Raw genomic sequence first — 25,918 nt, forward strand, 5'->3', positions numbered from 1 at the left:
CTCAGCCTCACAGGTTGCGCTGGCCGCGCATCGCCGTGCGCGCCAGCATCGCCGAAATCTGCGCCTCGCTCTTCTGAAAGCTCTGCGCATCCGTCGCCGTGACGTTGAAAACGATCTGCGGCCCGCCACCGTTGCCGGAAGCCGCTACCCCAAGCGCCCCATCCGGCCCGCGCTTCAGCGGCAGGATCGCCTCGCTGCCCGCCTCGCCCATCAGCCCGATATTGCCGCCCATCGGAAAATAGCTCGGCGCCGAAACCACACCGCCATCGGCAAAGGGCAGAACCTTGCCGATCCCACCCGCGATCCCCGACATCGCCCCGCCGATCAGCCCCTCGAGCGGCTTCATCCCCGCCGAAAGCGCGATATCGGCCAGACGGTTGCCAAGCGAGCGCAACACGTCATCAAGCCCCTTGCCGCCGCTGACGGCGCTCCTCAAAGCGCCGCTCAGCGCCGACCCGAAGGAGCGCGACCGTCCCTCCAGATCCTCCAGCGCCCGGCGCAGTTCATCGGCCTGCCCCGCCATCTCGGCGAGCCCGGTGTCATCGTCTTCCATCGATGTCTCCTGAATGTGTGGGCCGTCAGCCCTTGTCCGGCATTGCCGAAAGCGCCAGCCGCAGGATCTCTCCCATCCTGACATGGCTGACGCCCGGACCGACCCTGAGCGCCGTCGCCGACCGGTGGACGACGACGAGATCGAGATCCGGCAGCACGATCAGATACTGGCCGCCCCAGCCGCTGGCGTAAAACATCGGCACATGCACGGCCATGGCATCGTCAGGCGCATTCGCCTGCGTGATCCACCACAGCAGGCCGTAAGCCCGCCCCTCGCCAACCGCCGAATGCGGGCGCACGCTGTCGCGCACCCAGCTCTGCGGCACCAGCTGCGTTGCGCCCCAGCGTCCGTGCCTGAGATAGAGAAGCCCGACCCGCGCCAGATCGCGCGCCGACAGCTGGATCTTGTAGACCGGATGCATGGATTCCGGCCCATGCTGAAACCAGCCGTCGCCGGCAACGCAATCCTGCATCCTGAGCGGCCGGGCCACGCGCGACGCCAGCGCATCCAGCACGGTCTCGCCGGTCGCCCGCTCGACGATCGTGCCAAGCACGTTGAAATCCCAGTTGTTGTAGAACCAGTGTTCCCCCGGCGGATGGCTGCCCCTGTCAGGCCTGCCATTCGCCGTATCGTAAACCGACGGCAGATAGACGCCGGAGCGCGCCCGCAGCAGATCCATCACCGTCGCGCTGCGCTCGCCTGCCGTGAGCGGCGTCATGTCGTCGATGTTGAAATCGGCCAGCGTCTGCAGCGGATCGATCCGCCCCGCGGCGATCAGCATGCCGTAGAGCACATTGACCAGGCTCTTGCGCACCGAAGCGATGCTCGACTTCAAGGCGATATCGCCCCAGCGGTAGATCATGCGTCCGCCCTGGACGATCATGAACGCGCTGCTCTCGCCCTTTTCCAGTTCGGCGGAAAGCGTCGCCAGCCGCGCCTCGGTCCAGCCGAACAGCGAAGCCGGCCGCTCGTCCCAGTCACCGAAGGGAAGACGACCATTCCCTTCGCAAACATGTTGTCCGACTGCGCCATCGCCGCTCCGAATCCCGGTGCCGAGCATAGCACGGGCAGAGATCACCTCACCCATCCGGAAACCGCGCCATCATCTCGCTCAGCCCCGCTCGCGACAGAACCGGTGCGCGCGGCGCCAGCCCGCCGGCGGCGGCATGCAGCTCCACCGGCGTCATCGCCCAGAATGTCTCGGGAGGAAGCCGCAGCAGGCAGAGGCCGGTATGCAGCGCTCCGGTCCATGGGAACGGGCCGGGGCGCCCGGCCCCTATGCCTGCTGCGGCTCCAGAGGGCGGAGGGAGGTCTTTTCCGCCCCTGAAGGGTCCGCGAATGTCGCCATCAGGAGGTCGCCGACGATACCGGCGAAACCGGCAATGCCGCCCTCGACGCTGGCTTCGGCGACATCCTGGTCCGAATAGAGATTGCCGCCGCCGCGCAGCCCGGCGCCGATGATGCGGATCATGTCGCCCGCCTTCAGCCGCCCGGCCGAAAAGCGCCCGGCAAGATCGGTCAGGTCATCGGCGGCAAATGCGGTCTCGAGCTCGGCCAGCGCCCCGAGCGTCAGGCACAGAATGCGCCTTTCGCCATCGACGACCGCCTCGATCTCGCCGCGCCTGCGGTTCGCCCTCGCCCCCGCGCCGCCCATCAGAGCGCCCCGAAGCTGAGTTCATCGAAGCTAAGCGCACCGGCCGATTCCAGCGCCAGCTCGAACGTCACCTCGCCGTCATGCTCGCCGGAATATTCCAGCGCCGTCACCTGGAAGGGACCGCTCACCGTGCCGAAATCCGGCACCGCGATCAGCCAGCTGAGGATCGCCCCGTTGAAGAACGCCGCTCTCACCAGCCCGTCCGAAGCCGCATCCTTGAAGATGCCCGCCCCCGAAACCGAAGCCCGCTGCACGCCTGCGCCGCCCAGCAACTCCCGCCAGCGCCCGGCGCTCTCCGCATCGGTGATATCCACCGTCTCCGCATTGAAGGCGAGCCGCTTCGACCTGAGCCCCGCCACCGTCTCGAACGCCGCCCCGTTATGGACCTTCAACAGCAGATCCTTACCCTTCTGCGCCACCATGTTTTTGCCCTCCTGAAACCCCGACCGCCACTCAATCCACCCTCATTCCTGTGCCCGTCACAGGAATCCAGCCGCCGCGCGTCTGCGCGGCGAGAGGAGTCCTTGTCCCTAAGTGATCGCGGGGCGCCTCACCCGGAGCCCCCTCATCCGCCCTTCGGGCACCTTCTCCCGAGGGGAGAAGGGAAGACCGGAGCCCACCGCGAGTCCCCTTCTCCCCAGCGGGGAGAAGGTGGCGGCAGCCGGATGAGGGGGCCACGGGCGACACCTTCTCGATAGGGAGCGAAAGGACATGCAACCCCTAAACTCACGCCCCAGGCACCCACCTTCCCCCACCCCACCAAACCTGCTAAGCCACCCGCATTTCCAGCACCCAAAACACTTCCGGCACCAATGCCCAAACTCCCGCTCCGCTCGGCGCAGACGATCGCCGTCCTCGCCGTCACCCAGCTGATCGGCTGGGGCACGACCTTCGACATGCTCGGCGTCATGGGCCGCGTCATCGCGCCCGATCTTGATATCGCCAACGAGATCGCATTTGCCGGGCTCACCCTGATGATGGTCGTCAGCGCGCTTGCGGGTCCGGCAACCGGCCGCTGGCTGGCGCGCTATGGTGCTGCCCGCGTGCTCGCCGCCTCGTCGATCTGCTTTGCCATCGGCCTCCTGCTGCTCGCCGCCGCAAACGGCATCGTTCTCTATGCCGCCGCCTGGACCGTCATCGGCCTTGCCGGCGCGCTCGGGCTTTCGGCGCCCGCCTATACCGCCGTCGTCGAGCGCGAGGGCCTGAACGGCAAGCGCATCATCGCCATCCTCATGCTGTTCACCGGCCTGTCGGCCACGATCTTCTGGCCGATCCTGACGGAGCTGACGCATGCCTATGGCTGGCGCATCACCTTCGTCATTTCGGCCGCGCTCCATATTCTGATCTGCCTGCCGCTGCATCTCTTCGCGCTGCCGAAGCCCGCCGCCGAACACACGCAGGGTGCCGCCGCCGAGACGCCGCCGATCCATCTCACCGAAGAGCAGCGCCGCAAGGCCTTCCTGCTGCTCGCCATCTCCACGACGCTCTGCACCTTCATCAGCTTCGGCCTGTCGCCGTCGCTGATCGAGGTCTTCCATCAGGCCGGCGCCTCGCCGGCGCTCGCCCTGCAGCTCGGCTCGGCGCGCGGCATCATCGCGATTTCCGCCCGCGGGCTCGACATGCTCCTCGGCAAGCGCGGCAACCCGATCCTGACATCGATCACCGGCATCGCCCTGATGGCCGCAAGCTTCCTGCTGATGCTACTGGCGCCGGGCTCCACACCCGTCCTCGTCGCCTTCATCCTGATGTACGGCTTCGGCACCGGCGTGCTGACCGTCGCCCGGGCGCTATTGCCGCTCACCTTCTTCTCGGCGAAGGAATACGGCCTGCAGTCGGCCCGCCTCTCGACCCCGCAGAACCTTGCGAACGCCGTCGCACCCGTAGTCTTCACCGCCACGCTCGATCGCGGCGGAACGGGGCTGACGATCGGCATCTGCCTCGTGCTCGCTGCCATCGCCCTCATCCTGATCTTCCGCCTTGCCGCCATGGTCAGGCAGGCTGAGCCGGTTCCGTCACTGCCCTGAAGCGCATCTCGGCCACATGCATCTTCGTCTTCGCCTCCCGCCGCGAGCGCGTCAGCCTGTGCTGCAGCGTCACCAGATGATGCCCGGCAATCGATAGCGCGACGCCATCGAGCAAGCCCGCAACGATCCCCGCGATCTCGCCCGCCACCCTGCGTCCGCCATCCTCGACACAGATCTCCAGCGAAAACAGGTGCTCCTCCCCAGCCTCGCCTGAAATCACCGCCCCGCTCGTCATCTCGCCGATGACGATGCACGGCATCTTCCTGCCCGCGATCAACCGGTCGCGCACCCCATCGGCGCCGATCAGCGCCAAAAGCCCGGCATCGCCGGAAAGCCGCGCATGAACAGCCGTCAAAAGCTCATTTGCCGCGCTCATCCGCAGCCTCCTTCCGCCGCTCCTCCAAAACCCGGGAAAGAAAGGCCGCGAGATCGCCAAGCGTCACCGCCAGAACCGCCGTCATCGACCCTCCTCCGCGCAGAGGCAGACGAGATAGCGCCCGCCCTCATCGGGATCCCGCAGGCTGCGGATCACGAAAACCCGCTCCCCCTTGCGCAGCCGCATGCCGCTCCTGATGTCGGTGCGAAACCGCACCCATACCCGGTGCGTCAGCGTGACGATCTCAGACCCCGCCTGCTCCTCACCGGTCTCACCGACTGGCTCGATCCGCGCCCAAAGCGAAGCTACCGCTTCGAACGAGACACTCGCCCCGCCCTGCCCATCCGCCAGCTCGACCGGCCGCTCCAGCACCAGCCGCGCGCTCAGCGCACCGGCATCGAGAACCACCGCCCGCATCAGAGCCGCCTCATCAGGAAGGGCGCAATCAGCCGGTCATAACCGTCAGGAATATCCGCCGGCTGATCGGCCGTTGCGACGGCACCGCGAAACCCAAACATCTGCGCCACATGCATCAGCATCGCCCGTTTCAGCACATCCGGCACCTCGGCCCCGCTCTCGCCGAACCCCGCCGAAAAATCGATCTCGATCCCGTTGATGGCGCGCGCCACACCCTCGCCCCGCTTCAACAGCAACCGCGCCGGCCGGGCCTGACGATCGAGCACATGCCCCTCCACCGGCCAGGAAACCTCCTCGCCAGCGGCATCGTAAAGCGTCACGCTTTCAATCGCTTGCACCGGCCCCCTGGCAATCTGAATCACCCCGTCTTCAGGAACTGAATCAAGATAAAGCCGCCATGTCTGCGTCATCAGGCAAAGCCCGCTCACCCGCTCCAGATGCTCCCGCGCCACCGAGATCAGCGAGGCAAGCAGCCCATCCTCCTCCCCTCCATCCAACCGCAAATGCGCCTTCACCTCCCCAAGCGTCAGCGCCTCCACCGAGGGCGGAGTGATCAATGCATAGGTCATCGGAAATTCCTTTTTGAAAGACGGTGGGTGGAGGTGGGAAACACAAGTCGGCATCCTCACCTGCAGCCCCCTCATCCGACCCTTCGGGCCACCTTCTCCCCGCTGGGGAGAAGGGAAGTCGGAGGGTACGGCAAAGTCCCTTCTCCCCTCGGGAGAAGGTGCCCGGCAGGGCGGATGAGGGGGCCACACCCACCAAGCCGAACCGACTATTCGCTATTCGCTACTCACTATTCGCTACAAACTACCCCCTACTCACCCACCTCAACTCACCCCAAACTTCACCACCTTGATCGCCTCGAAATTCTGCACCCCACCGCCGACCCTCTTGGTCGTGTAGAACAGCACGTACGGCTTCGCCGAATACGGATCCCGCAACACCCGCACCCCGGTGCGATCCACCACCAGATACCCCGCCCGGAAATCCCCGAAGGCGATCGACAGCGAACCGGCGGCAATATCCGGCATGTCCTCGGCCTCGGCGACCGGGAAGCCCATCAGCGTTGCCGCCTGGCCTGCCGCTGCCGGCGGCTGCCAGATGTAGCGGCCGTCGGCATCCTTCAGCTTGCGCACCGCCGCCTGCGTCTTCCGGTTCATGACGAAATTGGCGTTGCGGCGGTATCCGGCCTTCAGCGCGTAGATGGCGTCGACCAGCACGTCGGACGCGCCGCTCGCGGCAAAGGCGCCGGCCGCCCCGGTCGGGATATAGCCGAGATTGCCCCAGCTCCAGCTGCTTTCGGCCACCGCGCTATAGGCGAGGAACCCCTTCGGCTTGTTCGTCCCGTCGCCGGAGACGAAGGCCGTGCCCTCCTGCTCGGCAAAGACGGTATCGACCTCGCCCGAGATCCAGGCCTCGATATCGACGGCGGCATCGTCGAGCAGCGCCTGCGTCGCCGCCGGCATCGCATAGAGTTCCATGGTCGGAAAGGTCAGTTCGGCGAGCTGGGCATTGCCGGTCTGCGGCCGCGCCGCCGTCTCGGCCACCCAGCCGGAGGCCATGCCCGAGGTCGAGAACGGCTTCTTCAGCACCGCGCCGGACACCTGCCGCACGGTCGCCAGCGACCGGATCGGCGAGACGACGGAAAGACGCCGCCCGATCTCGGTATCCGTCTCCGGCGGCACCAGATAGCCGCCGTCGGCCCCTGTCCCCACCGACATCGCCTTCGCCTCGATCTCGCGCAGCCCCGCCTCATCGCCGCGGCGGATATAGTTTTCGAAGGCCGCCTTGTGCTCGGCGGTGTCAGGTCCGCCGGCGCCCGAACGCCCCAGCGGCGGACGCGCCTTCTTCAGCACCAGCTGGTCGAGCAGTTTCTTCTGCTCGTCCATGGCGCGGTTGATGCGGTCCATCTTGTCGCGCGTCACGACATCGTCGGAAAACTTCGCCTCGATCTCGCCGAGGCGCCGGTCGTTGGTCTCCTTGAAGGCCTCGAAGGCCTCCATGAAGTCGTCGAAGGCAGCCGTCATCGTCTCCGGCACCGCCTTGATCTCAGGTGCCGTCTTCGCAGTCATGTCGCTCATATGTCGATCCTATCTGAAGGTTTCGGTCAGCATCTGCCGCGCCGCCCGGCGCATGGCGCGGACGAGCTCGGTCTCCTTGTCGCGGAACCACCGCGCATTCTTGATGTTCTGCACGCGCGCGGACGGCAGCATCGGAAAGGTCACGACCGAGATCTCCCATAGATCCGCCTCGATGATCCGCCTGACGCCGCTCTTGGCGTCAGTCCGTGCCTTGACGGTCCGAAAGCCGATCGACAGCCCGTCCAGCGCCCCGCTCTTGATCAGCTGATGCACCTCGCGGGCCCGCGCCACGCCATCGGCCAGCACGCCCTCGACATAAAGCCCCCGCCCATCCTCGCGGATCGTCTTCCAGGCGCCGATCGGCTCGGAAGGGTCGTGCTGGAACAGCATCCTGACGCCCTCCGCCCCGCGCTCCGACAAGGACTTGCGAAACGCCCCGCGCTCCACCTGATCCTTGCCGAGATCGACCTCGCCGAAGACGCTCGCATAACCCGAAAACGTCCCGTCGCGCCTGACCCCGCGCAGCTCCAGATTGGCAAACTTGCGCGTCTCAGCGCCCATGAGCGATGCGGCCATGGTTGGTGCTCCTGATTGTGGATGTGAAATGTCTGGCGGGAGCGGTGGGCGAATAGCGAATAGCGAATAGCGAATAGAAGAGGCCCCCTAAGCACCCGCTCCAATCAAGTCACCCACCCAACTATTCGCTATTCGCCACTCGCTATTCGCTCTCTACTTCCACTGCCGCGCCACCCGCGCCAAAACCCCCAGCACCCACCAGGCGCAGAGGCTCGCTGCAGCCGAACCCGACAGCATGACTTCCGAAGCCGAGAGCCGGTCGGCAATCCCCAGCCGCTCCGCCAGCCAGATGCCCGTCGGCCCGCCAAAGATCAGCCCGCAGGAGAGCCCGGAGAAAAACCGGCTCGCCGCCTCGCGCCCGCTCTTCGGCAAGAGATAGATCAGCGACACCGCCGCCCCGGCCGAAGCCCCGAACGCCCGGCTGGCCCAGAGCCCGCCATCATTGGAAAAGTCAGCCATTGCCAGGCCTCCAGGGTAAAACGCCCGCCACGATGGCGAGACCAGCGCCCCGAAACAGACGCCCAAAGCCCGCCCGGCGCATCACGTGCATCCCGGCAGGCCCAAATTCCCCGAATTGTTTGAATCGCTTACGCCCGAGACTTCGAAGATTGAGTCAGGCGCTTGAGAGGGTGATTCAACGGCGCGCCTCAGCTGTCGCCAGGAACCTCGAAATCGTCGTCTTCGTCGAAGTCCATGTCCGGATCCTGTTGCCGTCCGTGACGGATGGAAACGATGATCACGCTGTCCTTCTCGATGATGTAGTCGATGTGATACGGGGCCGCGGTATACCGCCTGACGCCCGAAACAGCGGTAACGAGTGCACCCGCATGCGGATAGTCGCCAAGCATGGCTGCCGCCTTGCGGATCGAGGCGATCGCAGCACGCGCTGCGGGCTTGTTGAAGCGCGCAATATAGGATTGCTCGGATCGCAGGAAGAGGATCGCGCGAAGAGCAAAGTGAACTTTCATCAGGCGGCATCGTCCTTCGACAACCGCTCAAGCTCGCTGAAGACCGTATCCGCATCGACAATCCGCCCCGCCCGGACATCGTCCAGCCCGGCGGCGATATCGAGCACGTCCTTACCCTCCTGCTGCAAATAATATTTCAGCGCCCGCACGATCACCCAACTGCGCGTCCGCTCGGTCGCCTTGGCGATCGTCTCGATATCCCTGAGCATATCTTCAGGGAGGCGCAGCGCGATCGGGTCGGAAAGAACAGGCTTGGACATGGCACCATCTCCATTTTGTAATACGACGTATAACAAAATCGCCACCCAGCCTCAATCGCCTATGACAGCACCACGGTCCTGAACGTCAGCGAAGCCCGCCGCCCGCGCATCCGCTTCACACCATCGACGATGTCGGAAGCCCGCGCCGGTATCTCATGCGTCCACTCGTACCGCGCCGCTCCCTGCATCACCAACAGCGACCCGGGCTCCAGCGCCACGCTGCGCCGCGCCTCATTACCGCGATGCCGAAACACCATCTCGCAAGCCGAGAGCAAACTCAGCGACGCAATCACGCCGCCGAAGCACGGCTCGCAATCGACATGCGCACTGATCCCCTGCCCCGGCAGGTACTCATTGGCGATCACCTGATCCGGCAGCGCGCCGAAATGACCATCCTCCACCAGTCGCCGCGCCAGATCCCCAAGCCAGTCCGGCAACGGCCCCAGCCGCGCGTCATCAGGCACCGTGCGCGCCCGATAGTCATAGCGATACCCGAAATGCTGCACCCGCCGCTTCAGCGTCGTATCCCAATCGCCGGCATCGAGCGCCCGGCAAACCTCGTCAGCCGATTGCCCGGTCAGAAAGCCAGGCACATAGCTCAGCCCCTTAATCCCCTCGAAATCCACAGCGCCCCCCAGCCTGCAAAATCGCCATAGGCTTCACAGGCTGGCAGCCGTCGGTCAATACCCCACAGCCTCCCGCTTCTCCTCATCCGTCAGAAACGCCGCAGCCCCCACCCGCGCCCACAACTCCCCGCGCTCGGCCGAAAGACCGGCCACCTTGTCCAGATCCGGCTCCAGCCGCAGGCCGTCGCCATAGGCCCCGGCGAGCCAGGCCGAGAGCGAGGCCGCCGTCCGCGTCAGCATCGGCAGCACGGTGAGGCGGTAGAAGGCGCGGTTGGCCTCCTGATAATTCGCAAACGTGTTGTCGCCGGGAATGCCGAGCAGCATCGGCGGCACGCCGAAGGCGAGCGCGATGTCGCGGGCGGCGCCATTTCGCGCCTCGACGAAATCCATGTCCTTCGGCGAAAGCCCCATCGCCTTCCAGTCGAGGCCGCCCTCGAGCAACAGCGGCCGCCCGGCGCGCATCGGCCCGGAATAGCCGTCGTCGAGTTCCTGGCGCAGCCGCTCATATTGATCGGGCGAAAGATTGCCGCCCTCCTTCGGCTGATAGACCAGCGCGCCGGAGGGACGGGCGGAATTGTCAAGCAGCGCCTTGTTCCAGGTCGCCGCCGCATTCGAGAGATCAAGCGCCACCTGCGCCGCCGCCAGCGGCGGAAAACCGAGATGATCGTCGAGCGGATGAAAGAGTTTCAGGTGCAGCAGCGCCATCCCCTCGGCCTCCGCCGCAAAACGCCTCACCGAGCCGCCGGCTCTATAGTCATAAGCCTCCGGCCACCCGTCCCGCCCCTCGACGACGCTCACCCTATCGGGCCGCAGCAGATGCAGTTCGCGCAGCGCGGCGCCGACCATAAGCGGCTCGACGAAAGCATTGCCGGATAGCAGCAGATGCCCATAGAGCGCCTCGAAAAAGTCCGGCCCGCCCATCCGCAAGTTCGGCTGGCGCAGCAGCACGGCCGCCGGATGCTCCGGCTGCTCCCGCTCGCCCTCGTAGATCAGCCACGGCACGGCCGCCGCCGCTTCCGACACCAGCCTGACACAGCGATGCGCCACCGGGTTCTTCATGAACCCTTCGCGTGACAGCGCCGCATAAGACCGCCCCGTCCAGCTCGCCTGCCCCTGCGCCGCCAGCGACAACAAAGACCCCGCCGCCTTCTTCTCGGCCACGGCACTACGCCCCGCCCACGGCAGGAAAGACCGGATATTCATGATGATGTCCTTTGTTGAAAGGTCAGCGCGCCCGACGTTTCCCCTTCTCCCCGGCGGGGGTCCGAAGGACGGGTCGAGACAGGTGTCTCGACCCCGGTCAGATGCCCGTCAGGGCAGATGAGGGGGACGATGAGCGCAGCGAAACGTGCCTTGAGCGGCAAGCGAAAGGCCTTACCGCCCGGAGTAGAAGGGAAAGCGCGCCCTATGCCGCGATATCGATCGCCATTTCAGCCGTGATCTTTTCCCAGGGCACGGAGACGAGCCCCTTGCCGTCGCGCGCAATCAACCCGGCATCGATCAGTGCATGAACATCGGCGTGAACGCCGCGGTAATCCCGCCCCAGCGCCACCGCCAGCTGGCGGATCGAGCTTTCGCCGCTCTGCTTCAGCCTGCGCAGCAACTGCCAGCGATTGGCCGTCAGCACCTTGAGCAGCAGTTCCATGCTCTCGAACCCGATCGCCGCGGGGCGCTCGCGCAAATCCCCGGCATCAATCTCGCGCGCCACGTCCCGCGCCTGCGAAAAGAAATCGTCGAGGCCAGCGATATGCAGCTTCACTTCACTCATGCCCGGTCTCCCTTCTCACATCCGCCTGAAAATCGGCGATCAATTTGTCCATCGTCTCGAAGACATAGGGTTCCTCGCGGTCGCGATAATGCCGGTGGTCGCCTTTGCCCGCTTCATTGTCATAACCAACGATGCGCTCGCCGGGCCACCCGTAGAACAAAGAATATTTCAGCCCATGCGGCCGCTCGGCATTTGCCTGCGGCAATCGCCAGATCCTGATCTGCAAAATCATGCCGTCAGGCAGAAGCAGCTTTCGATCGTAGATCAATGTCGCAGGCGGCATATGCTCTTTATAGCATATGGCATCGAATGCATCAACGTCGCCTCAGGAGACCTATTAGCCGTCAACCGGCACCTTCACCGCCAGCCCGCTGTCGAAATCCGCCGCCACCCGCGTCTCGCGCAACGGCTTCACCGTCCGGGTCGAAAGCTCGTAATCCGGATGCGCCTTGTAGGCCGCCAGCGCCGCCTCGTCGGCGAACTCGCCGTAGACGATGAAGTCGACGGCATTGCCCCACTGGTCGGATTTGAGGTTTTCGCCGATTTCCAGCGTCAGCGCGTGCGGAATGCCCGTCAGCCGCGACAGGCCGTTGCGCACCGCCTCGCGATTTTCTTCCGGCGCGGTGAAGAAAACGATGTGGCGGATCACGCGGGCTCTCCCTAGCTTATCTCAAGTGCGCCGCGCGATAGCATGCGAAAGCCAGGCCATCAACCGCTGCCACAGCCCGCAGACGCCGTCGCGGCGCAAGACCGCATGGAAGGTCCGGCCGTAATCCGCGAGCTTTTCCGCCCTGTCGGTCCCGTTGACGATGCGCCTGGCGTTCACCCAGTCCGCCTTTTCGGCATTCAGGTGATCGGCCAGCTTGTGCGGCGCGAAGCTGCCTGAGATCATCCCCTCGACGAGAATGGTCACTGCCGTCTGCATTTCCATGGCGCGCGCCGGATCGGCCACCAGGTCGATCCCCGTCAGCCTGCTCATCGCCTCGTAATTGCGCTTGTGCGTCAGCTGCACCAAGCCGCGCCCCAGCCAGCTCTTGCCGTCCTCGTCGGGCAGCCAATAGACTGTCTTCACCCAGGAAAGCTTGCCCGCGGCATAGGCCCGGTCGAGGATCTCCACCGCCTTTTCGTCGCTCGCCGCCAGCGTCTCGCGCACCGGCTGCATCGTGTAGGCGGTCTCGTGAAAGGCGGTCGCCAGGATATAGGCGAGCCAGCGCGGATCGGCGCGGTCGTGATGCCGCTCCCAATAGTCGAGGATGGCATTGATGCCCTCCACCTGCTGTTGCTGCAGGCTGCCCTTGAAGAGCGTGCCGCGCACCTGATCGAAGAAGTATCGGCGGTCGATGTGGATAACCATGAAAATCGTCCCGGCCTTAATCGATTAAAATAATTTCAATCGTTTAAAGCGTTTAAGCCCCTGATTTACAGCATATTTAAGCTGTGTCATGCGTTTCCTATCGCCGCAGCGCCACAAGCTTTCAAAAGCCTTGGCCCAGCCGATTGGCCGTCAAGCCGGAGAGGAGACCGATGCAAACGACCGATACCCAACAGCAGCCCATCATTCCCCAGCACCTCGTCGACCAGATGGAAAACGAGTGGCGCCAGGTCCGCCCGGTTCGCGAAGCACCGCGCCCTGCAGAACCGCCGAAGCAGCGATAAACTGCCAAGGCGCAAAAGGCGAGCGGCGAACCGTCATATACCTCTCACCCGCGGCTCGCCGCCGCCATCAAGCACCAGTGCCGTCAGCGCCCAGACCAGCGCATCCAGCCGGTCCGGCGAGCGGCCGTTCGAGAGCCCGTCCGGGCCGAAATCGCACATCTGGTCCTCCAGCGCCGTGAAGCGCCCGGCATGGACCACCCGTCCCTGCTCGTAGAGCGCGGCCACCGGCTCGGCCCTTAGAAATTTCCCCCGCGTCGCCCTCACGCTCGAGACCGGCAGCGTCGCATCGATGCTCTTCAGCATGGCCGAAACCATGTCGCCGCCCTGGTTGATCTCGGCGATCACCCGGTCGGCGCCGAAACGCTGATAGGTGCGCACCACGGCCCCCGCCCAGCCAGCCGGGCTCAAGCCCTCGACCGAGCAATCCGCCAGCACCACCGCCCGCCCGGAAACCTCGATCCCCGCCACGACGATCCCGCAGCAGGATTGCGCGCCGGCCGCCGCCGGCGGATCGACCGCCACGACGATGCGCCTCAGGGCACCGGTCACCCGCGTCACCAGCGCCTCGATCTGGCCGCGCTTCCACAGCCCGTCCTCGCGATCCTCGATCAGCTCGCCATCGAGCTCCTGCCGCCCCAGCCGCGTGCCGCCATAGCGCGCCGAGAGCGCATCGATGAAACCCGGCGCCAGATTGGCGCGGTTGGCAAGCGTGCTGATCCGCACGACGCGGGTCCCCTCATCCGCGATCAGCGCCTTCAGCAACGGCACCGGCCGCGGAGTCGTCGTCACCAGCTGCTGCGGCGCAGCGCCGAGCCGCAGGCCGAATTGCAGCATGTCCCAGGTCTCCTGCCCATGCTTCCATTTCGCCAGCTCGTCGCACCAGGCCAGATGAAACTGCGGCCCGCGCAAACTCTCGGGATCTTCGGAGGAAAACACCTGCGCCACCGCGCCATTCGGCCAGACCAGCCTGCGGCGCGAAATCTCGAAGTCCGGCCGGTTGCGCCGCGCGATCCGGCAGATCCCGGAAATGCCGTCGATCATCACCTCACGCGCATCCCCCAGCGTCTCCGCCACCAGCGCGATCCTCAGATCCGAGCGCTGCCCGGCGCTCGCCAGACCATGCACCCATTCCGCCCCCGCCCGCGTCTTGCCGGACCCGCGCCCGCCGAGCAGCAGCCATGTCCGCCAATCGCCAACAGGCGCCATCTGCTCCAGCCGCCCGGCCAGCGCCCAATCCCTGAGCGCCGCGGGAAAGCCCTCCAGCAACGGCCCGCCGATCCGCTCCAGCCTCTCAAGCGCCGAAAGCCCCGGCTCAAGCCGCATCGGCCAGACCTCCGTTGGTGGGTGAGCGGGTGGAGTTGATTGGAAAGGAGCAGTAGCCGATGCAGGCTCCGAGCCTGAGACGCCGCCACCGGCAACGCCGTGAACAGGCAGTGCCTCCGCAGCAATCGCGGCCGGAACGTTCATAGTGCCAGATACGGCCACCGTAGAGCTGTCGTCTCCGGTGGACACGACGGACAAAGCTATGTCTGCCGGAAGCATTGCATCAGCCAAGCCGGCATCCGTCCTTTCTCTCCTCGCAGACTCTTCAGAACCTGTAGTCCCATCCGTCGCAATACGACGAGCCGCAGGCTCCGCTCTGCCACCCGCCGCCTCCAACTCATCCGCCCGGCCCGCACCGATCGCCTCCAGCCCCTGCCGCAATAGTCCCGCCGCCGACAGCGCCTGCGCCATCGCCGAGCGCACCTTCGCCGCCTCGCCCCGCCGCTTCTGGCGCGCCGATCGCGGCCGCATCGTCCGTCCCGGTGAAGGAAATCCCGTCACGTCCGCCCGCCTCCGTCTGCCAAGCCCTGATCCGCTCGTCGACGATCAGCGCCGCCTTCTCTTCGGCGCGCTGCTCAATGATCGCAAAGAGCTGCCCCTTGGCCGCGGCATAGCCTTCGGCCTGTTCGCGGCTTTCGATCTCCATCTCGCGGTCGCGGGCAAGCTGGCGCTGCAGCTGGTCGATCTTCTCGAGCGTGCGGACGATCAGCCCCATGGCATCGGCCGCCGCCTTCAGGTCCGCCCGCGCCAGCTTCTCCGCCGCCTCGTCACCGCTCAGCGCCGCAATCTCGGCACCCTTGCGCAGCTCGACGAAAGCCGCAAACTGCTCCCGCATCTCCGCCGTCATCTGGTTCAGCAACACCCGGAGCTCATCCCCCGGCAAGCCTTCCGACTTGGTCTCCAGCAGCAGCTCCCCGCCATAGACGGGCCGCTCCGGCCAGAAGCCGCAAAGCTCGGGTCTGAATTCACCAGTGCTCATGGAGGGTCCTTTTTCGGCAAGGTGCCGTAAAGTGCGAGGCTCAGGGCGTCAGTCGGCCGCCGAGCCCGGCCTCACCCTGCCCACCGGGGTCGAGCCGACGGTCTCGACCCGTCCTTCGGACCCCCGAGGGGAGAGGGGATGTTGGTGCCAGAGGCATCCGTAGTGTCCCTTCTCCCCAGTGGGGAGAAGGTGCCCGAAGGGCGGATGAGGGGGCCAAGACCACAGTTCTCCCTCATCCCTGTGCCCTTAGGGCTGCGCCCACGGGATGTCACAGGGATCCAGCCACGGCGCGTCCGCGCCGTGAATGACTCATGCCCTTAATAAGAAGGTATTCCGCACCCCAGGACTGGGGTGCACTGGATTCCCGTGACATCCCGTGGGCGCAGCCCTAAGGGCACAGGAATGAGGGAGCGTGATGTGGCTCTACCCGCCAAACGGCAACCGCTCAGCGCCACCAGCCGCAACTTTCCGACTATGCCATGACCCTACCAAACCACCGTCACGCCGTCAAGGATTATTTTCCTACAATCTGCAATTATCCTTCCCCGCACCATCCCGCACAAGCTTCATTCCATCATTCTAATATGTTGAAATTCAACTGAAATCCGCGATCTTAACCAATCCCCTGAACCCTTCCGCAACCACCCCTGCCCCAACACTCCTCACATCCAGGAACGGCAGGACATCATGAGCGGCATCCAGATCCGGCTTGCGGAAATCATCGAAGCGCTCAGCAAGGCGCTCGATCTAACGGAAGGGCAGCCGCCCGGCCATTGCATCCGCGCCTGCTATATCGGCACCCATATCGGCCGCGAGCTCGGCCTGCCGGATGGCGAGCTGCAGGATCTCTATTACACGCTGCTGCTGAAAGACCTCGGCTGCAGCAGCAATGCCGCCCGCATCTGCGAGATCTATCTGGCCGATGATCTCGCCTTCAAGCGCGATTTCAAGCTGGTCGATGGCAGCCTCGGCCAGGTGCTGCGCTTCGTCATCGGCCATACCGGCATGCAGGCCGGCCTTGCCGAGCGCTTTCGCGGCATTCTCAACATCCTGCAGAATGGCGGCGAGATCGTCACCGACCTGATCCAGACGCGCTGCCAGCGCGGCGCCGAGATCGCCCGGATGATGCGTTTTTCCGAAGCGGTGGCAAACGGCATTCTCGGCCTCGACGAACACTGGAATGGCGGCGGCCGGCCGATCGGCCTGTCGGGCACCGAAATCCCGCTGTTCTCGCGCATCGCGCTCCTGTCGCAGATCGCCGATATCTTTCAGGCGAGCGGCGGCCCCGAGGCGTCGAAGGCCGAGATCGCCAAGCGATCCGGCACATGGTTCGATCCCGATCTCACGGCTGCCTTTGCCCGCGTCGCCGCGCGCCCCGATTTCTGGGAAATCCTGCGTTCCGAAGCGCTGGAGGAGGTCGTTCTGAGCAGCGAGCCCGGCCAGCAGGCAATCATGGCCGATGACGACTACCTCGACGATATCGCCGCCGCCTTCGCCAAGGTGATCGACGCCAAGAGCCCCTATACATCGGGCCATAGCGATCGCGTCGCGCTGTTTACCGATCTGATCGCCGAGGAAATGGGCATCGATGCCGAGGGCCGCCGCTTCCTGAAGCGCGCCGCCCTCCTCCACGATATCGGCAAGCTCGGCGTCTCCAACTCAGTTCTCGACAAGCCCGGCAAGCTCGAAGGCGAGGAATGGGAGCAGATGAAGCGCCATTCGGAATTTTCCGAGCTCATCCTGTCGCGCATCCATGCCTTCTCCGAAGCCGCCGTCATTGGCGGCGCCCATCACGAAAGGCTTGATGGCAAAGGCTATCCGCGCGGCCTGACCGCCGAAGCCATCCCTATGGAGGTCCGCATCGTCTCGACCGCCGACGTCTTCGATGCGCTGACCGCCGACCGCCCCTACCGCGCCGCCATGCCGATCGCCAAGGCGCTCGCCATCCTCTGGGAGGGTGCGGGCCAAAGCCACGATCCGGTCTGCATCACCGCACTCGAACGCGCGCTCGACCGCACCGCCATCGAAAAGAAGGCGGCGGCGTAAAGCGCCCGGACGCGCCAAAACCGTCGTCGACATTTGTCCGCCACCCCATCCGTGCTATAATCCGCCATGGACCGGGAACAGCTTGCAGCCTTTGCGCTCTCACTGCCGGAAGCGGTCGAAAGCGCCCATATGGGCACACGTGATTTTCGCGTGCGCAGCAAAATCTTTCTGACCTTTCCGGACCAGGATTACTGCGTCGTCCGCCTCACCCCCGACCAGCAGAAACTCACCCTCGAAATCGCCCCGAAGGAAACCCTCCCCGTCCCCGGCGGCTGGGGCCTGCGCGGCTCCACCCGCCTCTATCACACGCTCGCCGAGGACACGCTGACCCGCGACCTCGTGCGCAAGGCCTGGCTGAATGTGGCGCCGAAGGGGTTGCATGGGCTTCTCGGAAGCTAGCGCTTGCTTATGCAGAAACGACCAATCAAACTTCGCCTAAACCGGCTCGGGAGTGATGAGATGAAAACTGTCGAACTGGATGATGCCAAACGTACCCTTGCCCAGCACGTCGAGGCAGCCCGCTCCGGCGACTTTGTGACAATCACTAGCGCGGGCAAGCCTCTTGCGGTTCTCGTCAGCGTAGAAGCCGTCACAGCGGCTTGCAGGCAGGAACGACCAAGCTTCTCCGCCTTTCTCAAGACTTTTCCCGGCGGCGATATCCCGCTCGAGCGTAATACATCCGGGTCCCGATAACGGGACTCGCTGTAGCTCAGCTACCTCCCTAGAAGTCCAAAGAGACCCGATGCAACAGCGGTATCTTGGCGGTTAAGCGGAGCGTGATGACCATTGCGGAGATCGGTCTCAATCGCGAACCGCTCCCATTCCCTTTCGGCGAGGAAGTGGAGATGAAGCTCGCTCCCTCCTAGCACGGTCGCCTGCCGAATTTTGTCGCTCTGGTGCTCGTTCATTCGCCTCGCTGTATTTGACGTCTGGCCTATATACAGCGGATGCGCGAGGCCATTTACGTCTCGCCGGACCATCAAATACACTGCAGGCAGATCAATGTGAGATGCCAACAAGGGATAAACAGTCGTTATCCACCATCGCCCAGAGGCGCCTTGCCAGTGGTGAAAGCAAGGCTTAGCAGCTGCCAAATAGTTGGCCTGCGGAGGAAGTCCTGCGATACCTGTTAACATGCCCTTACTCCTCAAAGGAATCAAAGCCCCCAAGTCAGATAATGGCAGAACATTTCAGAAACTCAATAGATGCCAATTCTCGCTCAAATATACCGTATATTGATTTTCGGCCACGACCCGCTGGAAATTGCCCTCACCGATACCCCACCGCATCCGCCTCCCTCCCCGTCTCCACCACCTCGTCCATATACCGCCAGCAATCCGGCCTCGACCCGTCCACATCGTCGAACCCATAGACCTTCGCCAGCCCGCCGCTCGAGAGCGACTGTCCGTTGAAACGCCGCATCTCCGCATCCCCCGCCAGCGCCGCCACGGCGCGGCCGACGAAGCGCGGCGTCTCCGAGATGACGAAATGCGCCGGGGCGATGGTGCTGTCGCGCCAGGTCGCCTCGGTCACCCCATAGATCTCCAGCATCATTTCCGAGCGCATCCAGCCGGGCGTCATGGAAACCGCCGTGCAGCCGTGCTTTTCCAGGTCCCTGCCATGCGCCCAGGCCATGCGGGTCACGCCGGTCTTGACGAGGTCGTAATACGGGTTCAGCCGGTAATGCGTGGCGTTATACTCGGCCGTGCCGTCGGTCATTTCGACAAGCAGCCCGCCCGGCCGTTCGATCAGCAGCGGCAGGGCGTAGCGGGCGGTGATGAAATGCGTGTCGATCGCCAGCCGCAGCATTTTCAGGCCGTTTTCCAGCGAATGTTCCCAGACAGGCTTTTCCCATTCGGTCAGGTGCTCGCCGCCCCAGATGTCGTTGACGAGAATATCGAGTCTACCCTCCTCGCCGCGGATGCGCGCCACCAGCGCCTCCACTTCATGGGGCACGAGATGATCGACTCTCAGCGCCACCGCCCGGCCGCCGGCCGCCTCGACCAATTCGGCGGTCTCCTCGATCGTCTCCGGCCGGTCGTATTCGGAGCGCTGGCCGCGCGTCGAGCGGCCCGTCACATAGACGGTCGCGCCTGCTGCCCCCAGCTCGATCGCGATCCCGCGTCCCGCGCCGCGCGTGCCGCCCGCCACCAGTGCCACCTTTCCCCTGAGCTCCGCTGTCATAATCCGATCCTCCACGCTAGAAGCATTTTCGGCCGCCTCGCGACGGGCCATTGAATATAAACGAACGTTCGTTCATAATCGATGCGAACGCAAGAGGAAATTTCATGCCGCGCACCCGCACCCTGCCGGACGAGCAGCTTCTGGAGATGGTTCTGGCCCTCATTCATGCCGAGGGGCCGGATGCCGCAAGCTTCGGCGCGGTGGCGAAGGTCAGCGGCCTCTCAGGCTCTACCCTCGTCCAGCGTTTCGGCACGAAATCCGCCATGCTGCGATCGGCGCTGCTCCATGCCTGGGACGCGTTGGACGCCCTGACTGCAAGACTTGCGACGGTCTGCGAAAAGACCCCCGAAGGCGCCGTCGCCCTTCTCACCGGCCTCTCGCAGGATTACGGCGAGGATGCAGCCGCCTATGCCCAGGGCCTCCTGGTTCTGCGCGAGGACTTCCGCGATCCGGTGCTCCGCGCGCGCGGCGCTGCCTGGGCGGATGCGCTGACCGCAGCCCTCACCGCCTGCCTCTCCGCCGTACGTGATCCAGCCATCTGCGCCCGCCTCATGCTCTCGCAATGGCAGGGCTCCCTCCTCTGGTGGGGCTTCACATCGGAAGGCCGTGTCGCCGATTACGTCGAGCGGGAATTGCAGCTGTTCCTCAAGGCGATCGCGGAACGCTGAAACGCGGCGACCTGCACAGTTTACGACGGGATTTACCGTTGCGTACTTCAATTTACGGCGCGACAGGAGGATGACTTCCGCCTTGTGGATGAAGCGGAGCTGTCAGTCATGTTCAAGCGCGTACTCGTTTCCGGTGCCCTCGCCCTCACACTGGCGTCTTCACCCCTTGCCACAGCGGACGAGATTTCGAAACAGGAAGCCTATCGCATCGCCAAGGACGCCTATGTCTATGCCTATCCTCTGGTGCTGACCTACCTGACCGCCGTGCAGACCACGAACTATGCCGAACCGACGGGCATCCCGACACAAGCGCCGTTCAATCAGTTCAGCCACGCGCGCGAGTTCACACCGGTGGATTTCAAAAGCGTCGTGCGGCCGAACATGGACACGCTCTATTCGCCGGCCGTGCTCGATCTGGGGCCTGAGCCGATGGTGCTGTCGGTTCCGGCAACGGACCGCTATTTCATGCTGCCGCTGATGAGCCTGTGGACGGATGTGTTCGCGGTTCCGGGAACCCGGACGACCGGGGCAAACACTGCCCGCGATTTCCTGCTGGTCAGCCCTTCCTGGCAGGGAACGGTTCCCAGCGGCCTGGAAATGATCCGCAGCCCCACGCGCTACACCGACATCGTCGGCAGGACAAAAGCCGATGGTCCGGCCGATTACGATGCCGTTCACAAGGTGCAGGCCGGATACAGGCTCGTGCCGCTCTCGGCCTGGGGCAAGGGCGAATACGTGCCGCCGAAAGGCAAGGTGGACCCGGCCATCGACATGAAGACGCCGGCACCGGTCCAGGTCGACCAGATGACAGCCGCCTCTTATCTCGGCCAGTTCTCCGATCTGCTGAAAGACAATCCGCCCGGCCCCTTCGACTATCCTATCATCCATCGCCTGGAACGCGTCGGCTTCAAGCCGGGGCAGCACTTCGATCTCGCTGCGCAATCGTCCCAGGTGCAGAAGGCTTTCGAGCGTGGAACGGCGGATGGCAAAGCCCTCGTGCTTTCGGAAGGAAAGAAGGCAGGTGGCGAAGGAAAGAACGTCAAGGGATGGGTCTACACCCTCCAAAGCGGTGCCTATGGCGTCGATTACCTCTATCGCGCGGCCATCGCGCAATGCTGCCTGGGGGAAAACCTGGCGCAGGATGCGGTCTATCCCTCGCTTGCGACCGACAGCGACGGCAAACCACTCGATGGCAGCGGCAAATACGTCCTTCATTTCGAGAAAGGGAAACTCCCGCCCGTCGACGGCTTCTGGTCCGTCACCGTCTACGACAAGGACGGCTACTTCATCCCGAACGCGATCAAGCGGCAGGCACTCGGCGACCGCAGCAACCTCGCCGTGAACACAGACGGCTCCGTGGATATCCTTATCCAGCCGGCATCGCCCGGGAAGCAAAGGGAGAGCAACTGGCTTCCGGTCGCGGCCGGCCAGCCCTTCAACCTGCTGATGCGCCTCTACTGGTCGCGTGACGAGGTCCTCGACGGCGATTGGGCTCCGCCGCCCGTCCGGAAGGCGATGTAACCTGCAAGCCCCAATTTATCTAAGGTCTCCCGCGAGTTCTTATCGTTTGTGGCCGCGGCGCGCTGAGCGCTATCCACGTCTCGCATGATGCGAAACGCAAAGGAGCCGCCGCCCATGAAACTGAGACACTGCCTCGCCGCCCTCGCCCTTTCCGCCAGCCCGCTTCACGCTGGCGAACTGACGGACAAGGCCTTCCAGCAGATCGCGGATGAGATCTTTCAGCCGGTCGTCAAGCAATACGATATCCCGGGCATCGCCATCGGCGTCTCGATCAAGGGCCAGGAATTCTTCTACACCCACGGCGAGGCATCGCGCGAGGCGAAGACGCCGGTGACCCCGGATACGATCTTCGAGCTAGGCTCGGTCAGCAAGGTCTTCAACGTGACGCTCGCAGCGCTTGCCGCCGAGCGCGGCCTGATCTCGCTCAAGGACCCCGCCTCGACCTATCTGCCGGAGCTGAAGGGCAGCGCCTTCGACGATATCACCCTCGTCAATCTCGCCACCCATACGTCCGGCGGCCTGCCGCTGCAGGTGCCCGACAGCGTCACCAATGATGCCGAACTGACGGCCTATCTGAAAAACTGGAAGCCGCCCTACAAGCCGGGCACGATGCGCTCCTATTCGAATGTCAGCATCGGCCTGCTCGGCCGCATCGCCGGCCAGCGCCTTGCCGGCAGCTACCGCGAGGCGGCGGAGAAACAGCTCTTCCCGGCGCTCGGCCTGAAGAGCACCTTCATCAGCGTGCCCGACGCCGAAAAGGACCGCTATGCCTTCGGCTATTCCAAGGACAACCGCCCGATCCGCGTCAATCCCGGCGTCCTCGACGACGAGGCCTATGGCGTCAAGACGACGATCCGCGACATGACGCATCTGATGGCGCTCAACCTTGATCAGCAGGGCCTGGCACCCGATCTCGCCGCCGCCATCCGCCAGACCCATACCGGCTATTTCACCACCGCACAGTACACGCAGGACATGGTCTGGGAGCAGTATCCCTGGCCGGTGAAGGCGAAGCAGTTGATGGACGGCAATTCCAGCAAGATGAGCCTGGAGAGCCAGCCGGTCAAAGCACTCAAGACGCCGCTTGCCCCGCAGAAATCCGTGCTGATGAACAAGACCGGCGCCACCGGCGGCTTCGGCGCCTATATCGTCCTAGCCCCCAAGTCAGGCATCGGTCTGACGGTGCTCGCCAATCGCAACTACCCGAACACGGCGCGCGCCGAAGCCGGGCTGAAGCTCATCGAAGCGCTGGAAAAATATACGAAGTAAGTCAGGCTGCGGCCGGTTTATTCCGGCCGCTCCTTCGCGTCGTTACCCACCGTCAGCGGCCAATCCACCACGTAATCCTCGAGCGCCTCCGGATCGATCTCCGTCTCGCTGATCGTCCGCCCGCGGGCGGAAATGCCGGCCTGGTGCACGGTCTCGGGGTCGCCTGAGACCAGCGGGTGCCACCAGTAGAGGTCCTCGCCCTCGTTGATCAGCCGGTAGCCGCAGGTCGGCGGCAGCCAGGCGATCTCAGGGACGTTTTCCTTGGTCAGCTGCACGCAATCGGGCACGAAATCCCAGCGCTTCTCGTAGTTGGAACAGCGACAGCTCTCGCCGTCGAGCAGCTTGCAGGCGACCGACGTGAAATAGATATCGCCCGAGTCCCATTCCTCGAGCTTGTTGAGGCAACAGAGCCCGCATCCGTCGCAGATGCTCTCCCATTCCTCTTTGGTCATCTCCGGCAGCGTCTTGCGCTTCCAGAAGGGCGTATCTTCCATCATTTCGTTTCTGCAACAGCCGTTCCGCAAATTCGCGTGAGGCCGGCTGCGTCTCTTGTTATCGTCGGGCAAATCAATCAAAGATTCAGCATGCTTCGTTTATCGAAGAGCGCAATGCCAAATCAGGCTGTTGCTCTGACGCCTGGGGGCCAGCCGTCAAGCGCGATCGGGCGGGAAGAACAACGTGCAGGATCCTGAAACTCCGGAAAAGCAGCCGAAGAAGAGCAAACATCTTCTGCTGAAGATCGATTCCTGGATCGATTCCACGGTCTGGAATGCCGGCTTCCGCTCTGCCGAAATCTGGGAAGACATCACCATCTTCTTCCGCCGCTTCCGCGTTCGCGGCTGGAAGCGCATCGTCTTCGAACTTGGCGGCGAAGGCCTGACGCTCGGCTCGGTCGGCGCCGTCTTGATGCTGGCGCTTGCCCAGCCTGCTTTCGAGGCGACCAAGGAAGACTGGCGCAATCGCGGCGATTTCGCCGTCACCTTCACCGACCGCTACGGCAATGTCATCGGCCATCGCGGCGTCATCCACCAGAACTCGGTGCCGATCGACGAGCTGCCCGACAGCCTGATCAAGTCGGTGCTCGCCACCGAAGACCGCCGCTTCTTCGACCATTTCGGCATCGATGTCATCGGCCTGTTCCGCGCGCTGGTCACCAATGCCCAGGCCGGCGAAGTCGTCCAGGGCGGCTCGACGCTGACGCAGCAGCTGGCAAAGAACCTGTTCCTTTCCAACGAACGCTCGATCGACCGAAAGATCACCGAAGCCTTCCTGGCGCTGTGGCTGGAGGCCAATCTTTCGAAGAAGGAAATCCTCTCCACCTATCTCGACCGCGCCTATATGGGCGGCGGCACGTTCGGGGCGGCGGCAGCCTCGCAGTTCTATTTCGGCAAGAGCATCACCGACGTCAATCTGGCCGAAAGCGCCATGCTTGCCGGTCTCTTCAAGGCGCCGGCGAAATATGCGCCGCATGTCAATCTTCCCGCCGCGCGTGCCCGCGCTAACGAGGTTCTCACCAATCTCGTGCAGAGCGGGCTGATGACCGAGGGCCAGGTGATCGCGGCGCGGCGCAATCCGGCGACCGCGATCGACCGCAACGAGCAGGAAGCCCCCGATTTCTTCCTCGACTGGGCCTTCGACGAAGTGCAGCGGCTCGCCTCGCGCTTCCACCAGCATTCGCTGGTCGTGCGCACCACCATCGACATGGGCATCCAGCAGGCGGCCGAGGATTCGGTCGAGACGTCGCTGCGCGAATATGGCGAGAGCTATCACGCCAAGCAGGGCGCGATGGTGATGATCGAAAACGGCGGCGCCGTGCGCGCCATGGTCGGCGGCCGGGATTACGGCGAAAGCCAGTTCAACCGCGCCACCAAGGCGCTGCGCCAGCCGGGCTCCTCCTTCAAGGTCTACACCTATTCGGTGGCCATGGAGAGCGGCATGACGCCGAAGACGACGATCATCGACGCGCCGATCTCCTGGGGCAACTGGAGCCCGCACAATTACGAAAACCGCTATGCCGGACGCGTGACGCTTGAGACGGCGATCGCCCAGTCGATCAACACCATTCCGGTGCGTCTCGCCAAGGAAAAGCTCGGCATCCAGCCGATCCGCGCCATGGCGAAAGCGATGGGCGTCGAATCGCCGGTGCGCGATGACGTGACGATCCCGATCGGCACATCTGAGGTCACCGTCCTCGACCAGGCGACGGCCTATGCCGTCTTCCCGGCCGGCGGCTACCAGTCCCGCCGCCACGGCATCACACAGATCCTCGATTACGACGGCGACGTGCTCTACGATTTCGACCGCGACGAGCCGCCGGCAAAGCGGGTGCTGTCGGAAAAGGCCGACGACGAGATGAACCAGATGCTGAGCCGCATCCCCTATGTCGGCACCGCCCGCAAGGCAGCACTCGACAACGGCATCGTCACCGCCGGCAAGACCGGCACGACGCAGGCCTATCGCGACGCCTGGTTCGTCGGCTTCACCGGCAATTACACGACCGCCGTCTGGTTCGGCAACGACGACTATACCTCGACCAACAACATGACCGGGGGATCGCTGCCCGCCATGACCTTCAAGCGCGCCATGGACTACGCCCACCAGGGCGTCGTGCTGCGCCCGATCCCCGGCATCGAAAACCCGCTGCCCTCCCCCAAGGACGCCGCCAAGACCGCCGCCGCCAAACCCGCCGATGGCACGCCGCAGCTGGTGCGCCCGCGGATGCTCTCGGTGGAGAGCACGAAGATCTTGAAGGATCTCGGCGAGAAACTGAAGGATGCGGCGCCGCTCGAGGCGCAGAAGGTTGCGAGTGTGGAGTGAGAGGTGGGGCCTGGCACCCGTAGGTGACACCCTGCAGCGCCCACCCAACACTCCCTTACTCCTGTGGCCTTAGGGCTGCGCCCACGGGATGTCACAGGCAACCAGCAGCCGCGCGTCTGCGCGGCGAAGGACTCTTTTCAGCACAAGAA

The 25,918-nt window shown here is 64.4% G+C and carries 32 protein-coding genes; 9 read left to right on the forward strand and 23 right to left on the reverse strand.

Annotated elements, in window-relative coordinates:
• Positions 1 to 7 precede the first annotated feature (7 nt).
• Genes F2982_RS03600 through F2982_RS03620 form a run of 5 tightly spaced genes read right to left on the reverse strand, consistent with a single transcriptional unit; the run spans position 8 to position 2,629 of the window.
• Positions 8 to 553, reverse strand: a complete 546-nt coding sequence (locus tag F2982_RS03600) for a phage tail tape measure protein (protein ID WP_203429253.1) — start codon at positions 551 to 553, stop codon at positions 8 to 10.
• A gap of 25 nt (positions 554 to 578) precedes the next feature.
• Positions 579 to 1,631, reverse strand: coding sequence for a serine hydrolase (locus F2982_RS03605; protein ID WP_246777502.1), 1,053 nt, complete (start codon positions 1,629 to 1,631; stop codon positions 579 to 581).
• Between the two features lies 1 nt (position 1,632).
• Positions 1,633 to 1,833, reverse strand: coding sequence for a rcc01693 family protein (locus tag F2982_RS03610; protein WP_203430005.1), 201 nt, complete (start codon positions 1,831 to 1,833; stop codon positions 1,633 to 1,635).
• Complete coding sequence (locus tag F2982_RS03615) at positions 1,830 to 2,207, reverse strand: gene transfer agent family protein (RefSeq protein WP_203429254.1); 378 nt, start codon at positions 2,205 to 2,207, stop codon at positions 1,830 to 1,832. Before F2982_RS03615 ends, F2982_RS03610 begins: the two co-directional genes overlap by 4 nt.
• On the reverse strand, positions 2,207 to 2,629 hold the full coding sequence (locus F2982_RS03620; RefSeq protein ID WP_203429255.1) for a phage major tail protein, TP901-1 family: 423 nt from the start codon (positions 2,627 to 2,629) through the stop codon (positions 2,207 to 2,209). Before F2982_RS03620 ends, F2982_RS03615 begins: the two co-directional genes overlap by 1 nt.
• A 390-nt stretch (positions 2,630 to 3,019) precedes the next feature.
• Here F2982_RS03620 and F2982_RS03625 point away from each other — a divergent pair, with 390 nt between their 5' ends.
• Positions 3,020 to 4,231 (forward strand): MFS transporter, encoded by a 1,212-nt coding sequence (locus tag F2982_RS03625; RefSeq protein WP_203429256.1) that lies wholly within the window; start codon positions 3,020 to 3,022, stop codon positions 4,229 to 4,231.
• On the opposite strand, the gene F2982_RS03630 is transcribed toward F2982_RS03625, so the two are convergent.
• The 14 genes from F2982_RS03630 to F2982_RS03695 form a co-directional block, all read right to left on the reverse strand.
• Entirely contained in the window at positions 4,197 to 4,607 is a 411-nt protein-coding gene (locus tag F2982_RS03630) for a DUF3168 domain-containing protein (RefSeq protein ID WP_203429257.1), read from the reverse strand. The two genes, F2982_RS03625 and F2982_RS03630, sit on opposite strands and share 35 nt — an antisense overlap.
• Positions 4,608 to 4,688: 81 nt before the next feature.
• Positions 4,689 to 5,024, reverse strand: coding sequence for a phage head closure protein (locus F2982_RS03635; RefSeq protein ID WP_203429258.1), 336 nt, complete (start codon positions 5,022 to 5,024; stop codon positions 4,689 to 4,691).
• On the reverse strand, positions 5,024 to 5,593 hold the full coding sequence (locus F2982_RS03640; RefSeq protein ID WP_203429259.1) for a head-tail connector protein: 570 nt from the start codon (positions 5,591 to 5,593) through the stop codon (positions 5,024 to 5,026). Before F2982_RS03640 ends, F2982_RS03635 begins: the two co-directional genes overlap by 1 nt.
• Before the next feature lie 261 nt (positions 5,594 to 5,854).
• The gene (locus F2982_RS03645) at positions 5,855 to 7,108 is read right to left on the reverse strand and encodes a phage major capsid protein (protein WP_203429260.1); all 1,254 of its coding nucleotides are present in this window, start codon (positions 7,106 to 7,108) and stop codon (positions 5,855 to 5,857) included.
• A gap of 9 nt (positions 7,109 to 7,117) precedes the next feature.
• The gene (locus tag F2982_RS03650) at positions 7,118 to 7,684 is read right to left on the reverse strand and encodes an HK97 family phage prohead protease (RefSeq protein ID WP_203429261.1); all 567 of its coding nucleotides are present in this window, start codon (positions 7,682 to 7,684) and stop codon (positions 7,118 to 7,120) included.
• Between the two features lie 153 nt (positions 7,685 to 7,837).
• On the reverse strand, positions 7,838 to 8,143 hold the full coding sequence (locus F2982_RS03655) for a DUF6107 family protein (RefSeq protein ID WP_203429262.1): 306 nt from the start codon (positions 8,141 to 8,143) through the stop codon (positions 7,838 to 7,840).
• Between the two features lie 188 nt (positions 8,144 to 8,331).
• Positions 8,332 to 8,652 (reverse strand): type II toxin-antitoxin system RelE/ParE family toxin, encoded by a 321-nt coding sequence (locus F2982_RS03660; protein ID WP_203429263.1) that lies wholly within the window; start codon positions 8,650 to 8,652, stop codon positions 8,332 to 8,334.
• Entirely contained in the window at positions 8,652 to 8,912 is a 261-nt protein-coding gene (locus F2982_RS03665; protein WP_112719669.1) for a ribbon-helix-helix domain-containing protein, read from the reverse strand. Before F2982_RS03665 ends, F2982_RS03660 begins: the two co-directional genes overlap by 1 nt.
• Positions 8,913 to 8,971: 59 nt before the next feature.
• Positions 8,972 to 9,538 carry an alpha-ketoglutarate-dependent dioxygenase AlkB gene (locus tag F2982_RS03670; protein WP_246777503.1) on the reverse strand — a complete coding sequence of 189 codons (567 nt, stop codon included), beginning with the start codon at positions 9,536 to 9,538 and terminating at the stop codon, positions 8,972 to 8,974.
• A 54-nt stretch (positions 9,539 to 9,592) separates the two neighbouring features.
• On the reverse strand, positions 9,593 to 10,741 hold the full coding sequence (locus F2982_RS03675; RefSeq protein WP_203429264.1) for a phage portal protein: 1,149 nt from the start codon (positions 10,739 to 10,741) through the stop codon (positions 9,593 to 9,595).
• Between the two features lie 202 nt (positions 10,742 to 10,943).
• Positions 10,944 to 11,306, reverse strand: coding sequence for a hypothetical protein (locus F2982_RS03680; protein ID WP_203429265.1), 363 nt, complete (start codon positions 11,304 to 11,306; stop codon positions 10,944 to 10,946).
• Positions 11,299 to 11,538, reverse strand: coding sequence for a DUF6516 family protein (locus tag F2982_RS03685; RefSeq protein WP_246777504.1), 240 nt, complete (start codon positions 11,536 to 11,538; stop codon positions 11,299 to 11,301). Before F2982_RS03685 ends, F2982_RS03680 begins: the two co-directional genes overlap by 8 nt.
• 105 nt (positions 11,539 to 11,643) lie before the next feature.
• Complete coding sequence (locus tag F2982_RS03690; protein ID WP_112719673.1) at positions 11,644 to 11,955, reverse strand: Dabb family protein; 312 nt, start codon at positions 11,953 to 11,955, stop codon at positions 11,644 to 11,646.
• A gap of 21 nt (positions 11,956 to 11,976) precedes the next feature.
• On the reverse strand, positions 11,977 to 12,660 hold the full coding sequence (locus tag F2982_RS03695; protein WP_203429267.1) for a hypothetical protein: 684 nt from the start codon (positions 12,658 to 12,660) through the stop codon (positions 11,977 to 11,979).
• A 170-nt stretch (positions 12,661 to 12,830) separates the two neighbouring features.
• Here F2982_RS03695 and F2982_RS32010 point away from each other — a divergent pair, with 170 nt between their 5' ends.
• On the forward strand, positions 12,831 to 12,962 hold the full coding sequence (locus F2982_RS32010; RefSeq protein WP_281438210.1) for a hypothetical protein: 132 nt from the start codon (positions 12,831 to 12,833) through the stop codon (positions 12,960 to 12,962).
• Between the two features lie 33 nt (positions 12,963 to 12,995).
• On the opposite strand, the gene F2982_RS03700 is transcribed toward F2982_RS32010, so the two are convergent.
• Entirely contained in the window at positions 12,996 to 14,285 is a 1,290-nt protein-coding gene (locus tag F2982_RS03700) for a terminase family protein (RefSeq protein ID WP_203429268.1), read from the reverse strand.
• A gap of 337 nt (positions 14,286 to 14,622) precedes the next feature.
• Positions 14,623 to 15,264 carry a hypothetical protein gene (locus tag F2982_RS03705; RefSeq protein ID WP_203429269.1) on the reverse strand — a complete coding sequence of 214 codons (642 nt, stop codon included), beginning with the start codon at positions 15,262 to 15,264 and terminating at the stop codon, positions 14,623 to 14,625.
• A 687-nt stretch (positions 15,265 to 15,951) separates the two neighbouring features.
• Here F2982_RS03705 and F2982_RS03710 point away from each other — a divergent pair.
• From F2982_RS03710 to F2982_RS03720, 3 genes are all read left to right on the forward strand, one after another.
• The gene (locus F2982_RS03710) at positions 15,952 to 17,310 is read left to right on the forward strand and encodes an HD-GYP domain-containing protein (RefSeq protein WP_199626575.1); all 1,359 of its coding nucleotides are present in this window, start codon (positions 15,952 to 15,954) and stop codon (positions 17,308 to 17,310) included.
• A gap of 66 nt (positions 17,311 to 17,376) precedes the next feature.
• Positions 17,377 to 17,709 (forward strand): MmcQ/YjbR family DNA-binding protein, encoded by a 333-nt coding sequence (locus F2982_RS03715; RefSeq protein WP_203429270.1) that lies wholly within the window; start codon positions 17,377 to 17,379, stop codon positions 17,707 to 17,709.
• A 60-nt stretch (positions 17,710 to 17,769) separates the two neighbouring features.
• Positions 17,770 to 18,003, forward strand: a complete 234-nt coding sequence (locus tag F2982_RS03720) for a type II toxin-antitoxin system prevent-host-death family antitoxin (protein ID WP_203429271.1) — start codon at positions 17,770 to 17,772, stop codon at positions 18,001 to 18,003.
• 576 nt (positions 18,004 to 18,579) lie between these two features.
• On the opposite strand, the gene F2982_RS03730 is transcribed toward F2982_RS03720, so the two are convergent.
• Entirely contained in the window at positions 18,580 to 19,494 is a 915-nt protein-coding gene (locus tag F2982_RS03730) for an SDR family oxidoreductase (protein WP_203429273.1), read from the reverse strand.
• 104 nt (positions 19,495 to 19,598) lie between these two features.
• On the opposite strand from F2982_RS03730, the gene F2982_RS03735 reads away from it, so the two are divergent.
• From F2982_RS03735 to ampC, 3 genes are all read left to right on the forward strand, one after another.
• Positions 19,599 to 20,162 (forward strand): TetR family transcriptional regulator, encoded by a 564-nt coding sequence (locus F2982_RS03735; RefSeq protein WP_203429274.1) that lies wholly within the window; start codon positions 19,599 to 19,601, stop codon positions 20,160 to 20,162.
• 108 nt (positions 20,163 to 20,270) lie between these two features.
• Complete coding sequence (locus tag F2982_RS03740) at positions 20,271 to 21,683, forward strand: DUF1254 domain-containing protein (protein ID WP_203429275.1); 1,413 nt, start codon at positions 20,271 to 20,273, stop codon at positions 21,681 to 21,683.
• A 114-nt stretch (positions 21,684 to 21,797) separates the two neighbouring features.
• Entirely contained in the window at positions 21,798 to 22,952 is a 1,155-nt protein-coding gene (gene ampC / locus F2982_RS03745) for a class C beta-lactamase (protein ID WP_203429276.1), read from the forward strand.
• Between the two features lie 17 nt (positions 22,953 to 22,969).
• On the opposite strand, the gene F2982_RS03750 is transcribed toward ampC, so the two are convergent.
• Positions 22,970 to 23,446 (reverse strand): YcgN family cysteine cluster protein, encoded by a 477-nt coding sequence (locus tag F2982_RS03750; RefSeq protein ID WP_112719293.1) that lies wholly within the window; start codon positions 23,444 to 23,446, stop codon positions 22,970 to 22,972.
• A 184-nt stretch (positions 23,447 to 23,630) separates the two neighbouring features.
• Here F2982_RS03750 and F2982_RS03755 point away from each other — a divergent pair, with 184 nt between their 5' ends.
• Positions 23,631 to 25,769 (forward strand): transglycosylase domain-containing protein, encoded by a 2,139-nt coding sequence (locus tag F2982_RS03755; RefSeq protein ID WP_130278670.1) that lies wholly within the window; start codon positions 23,631 to 23,633, stop codon positions 25,767 to 25,769.
• Positions 25,770 to 25,918: the final 149 nt, after the last annotated feature.

Origin of the sequence: Rhizobium sp. BG4, assembly GCF_016864575.1 — a bacterium.
Taxonomy (GTDB): Bacteria; Pseudomonadota; Alphaproteobacteria; order Rhizobiales; family Rhizobiaceae; genus Rhizobium.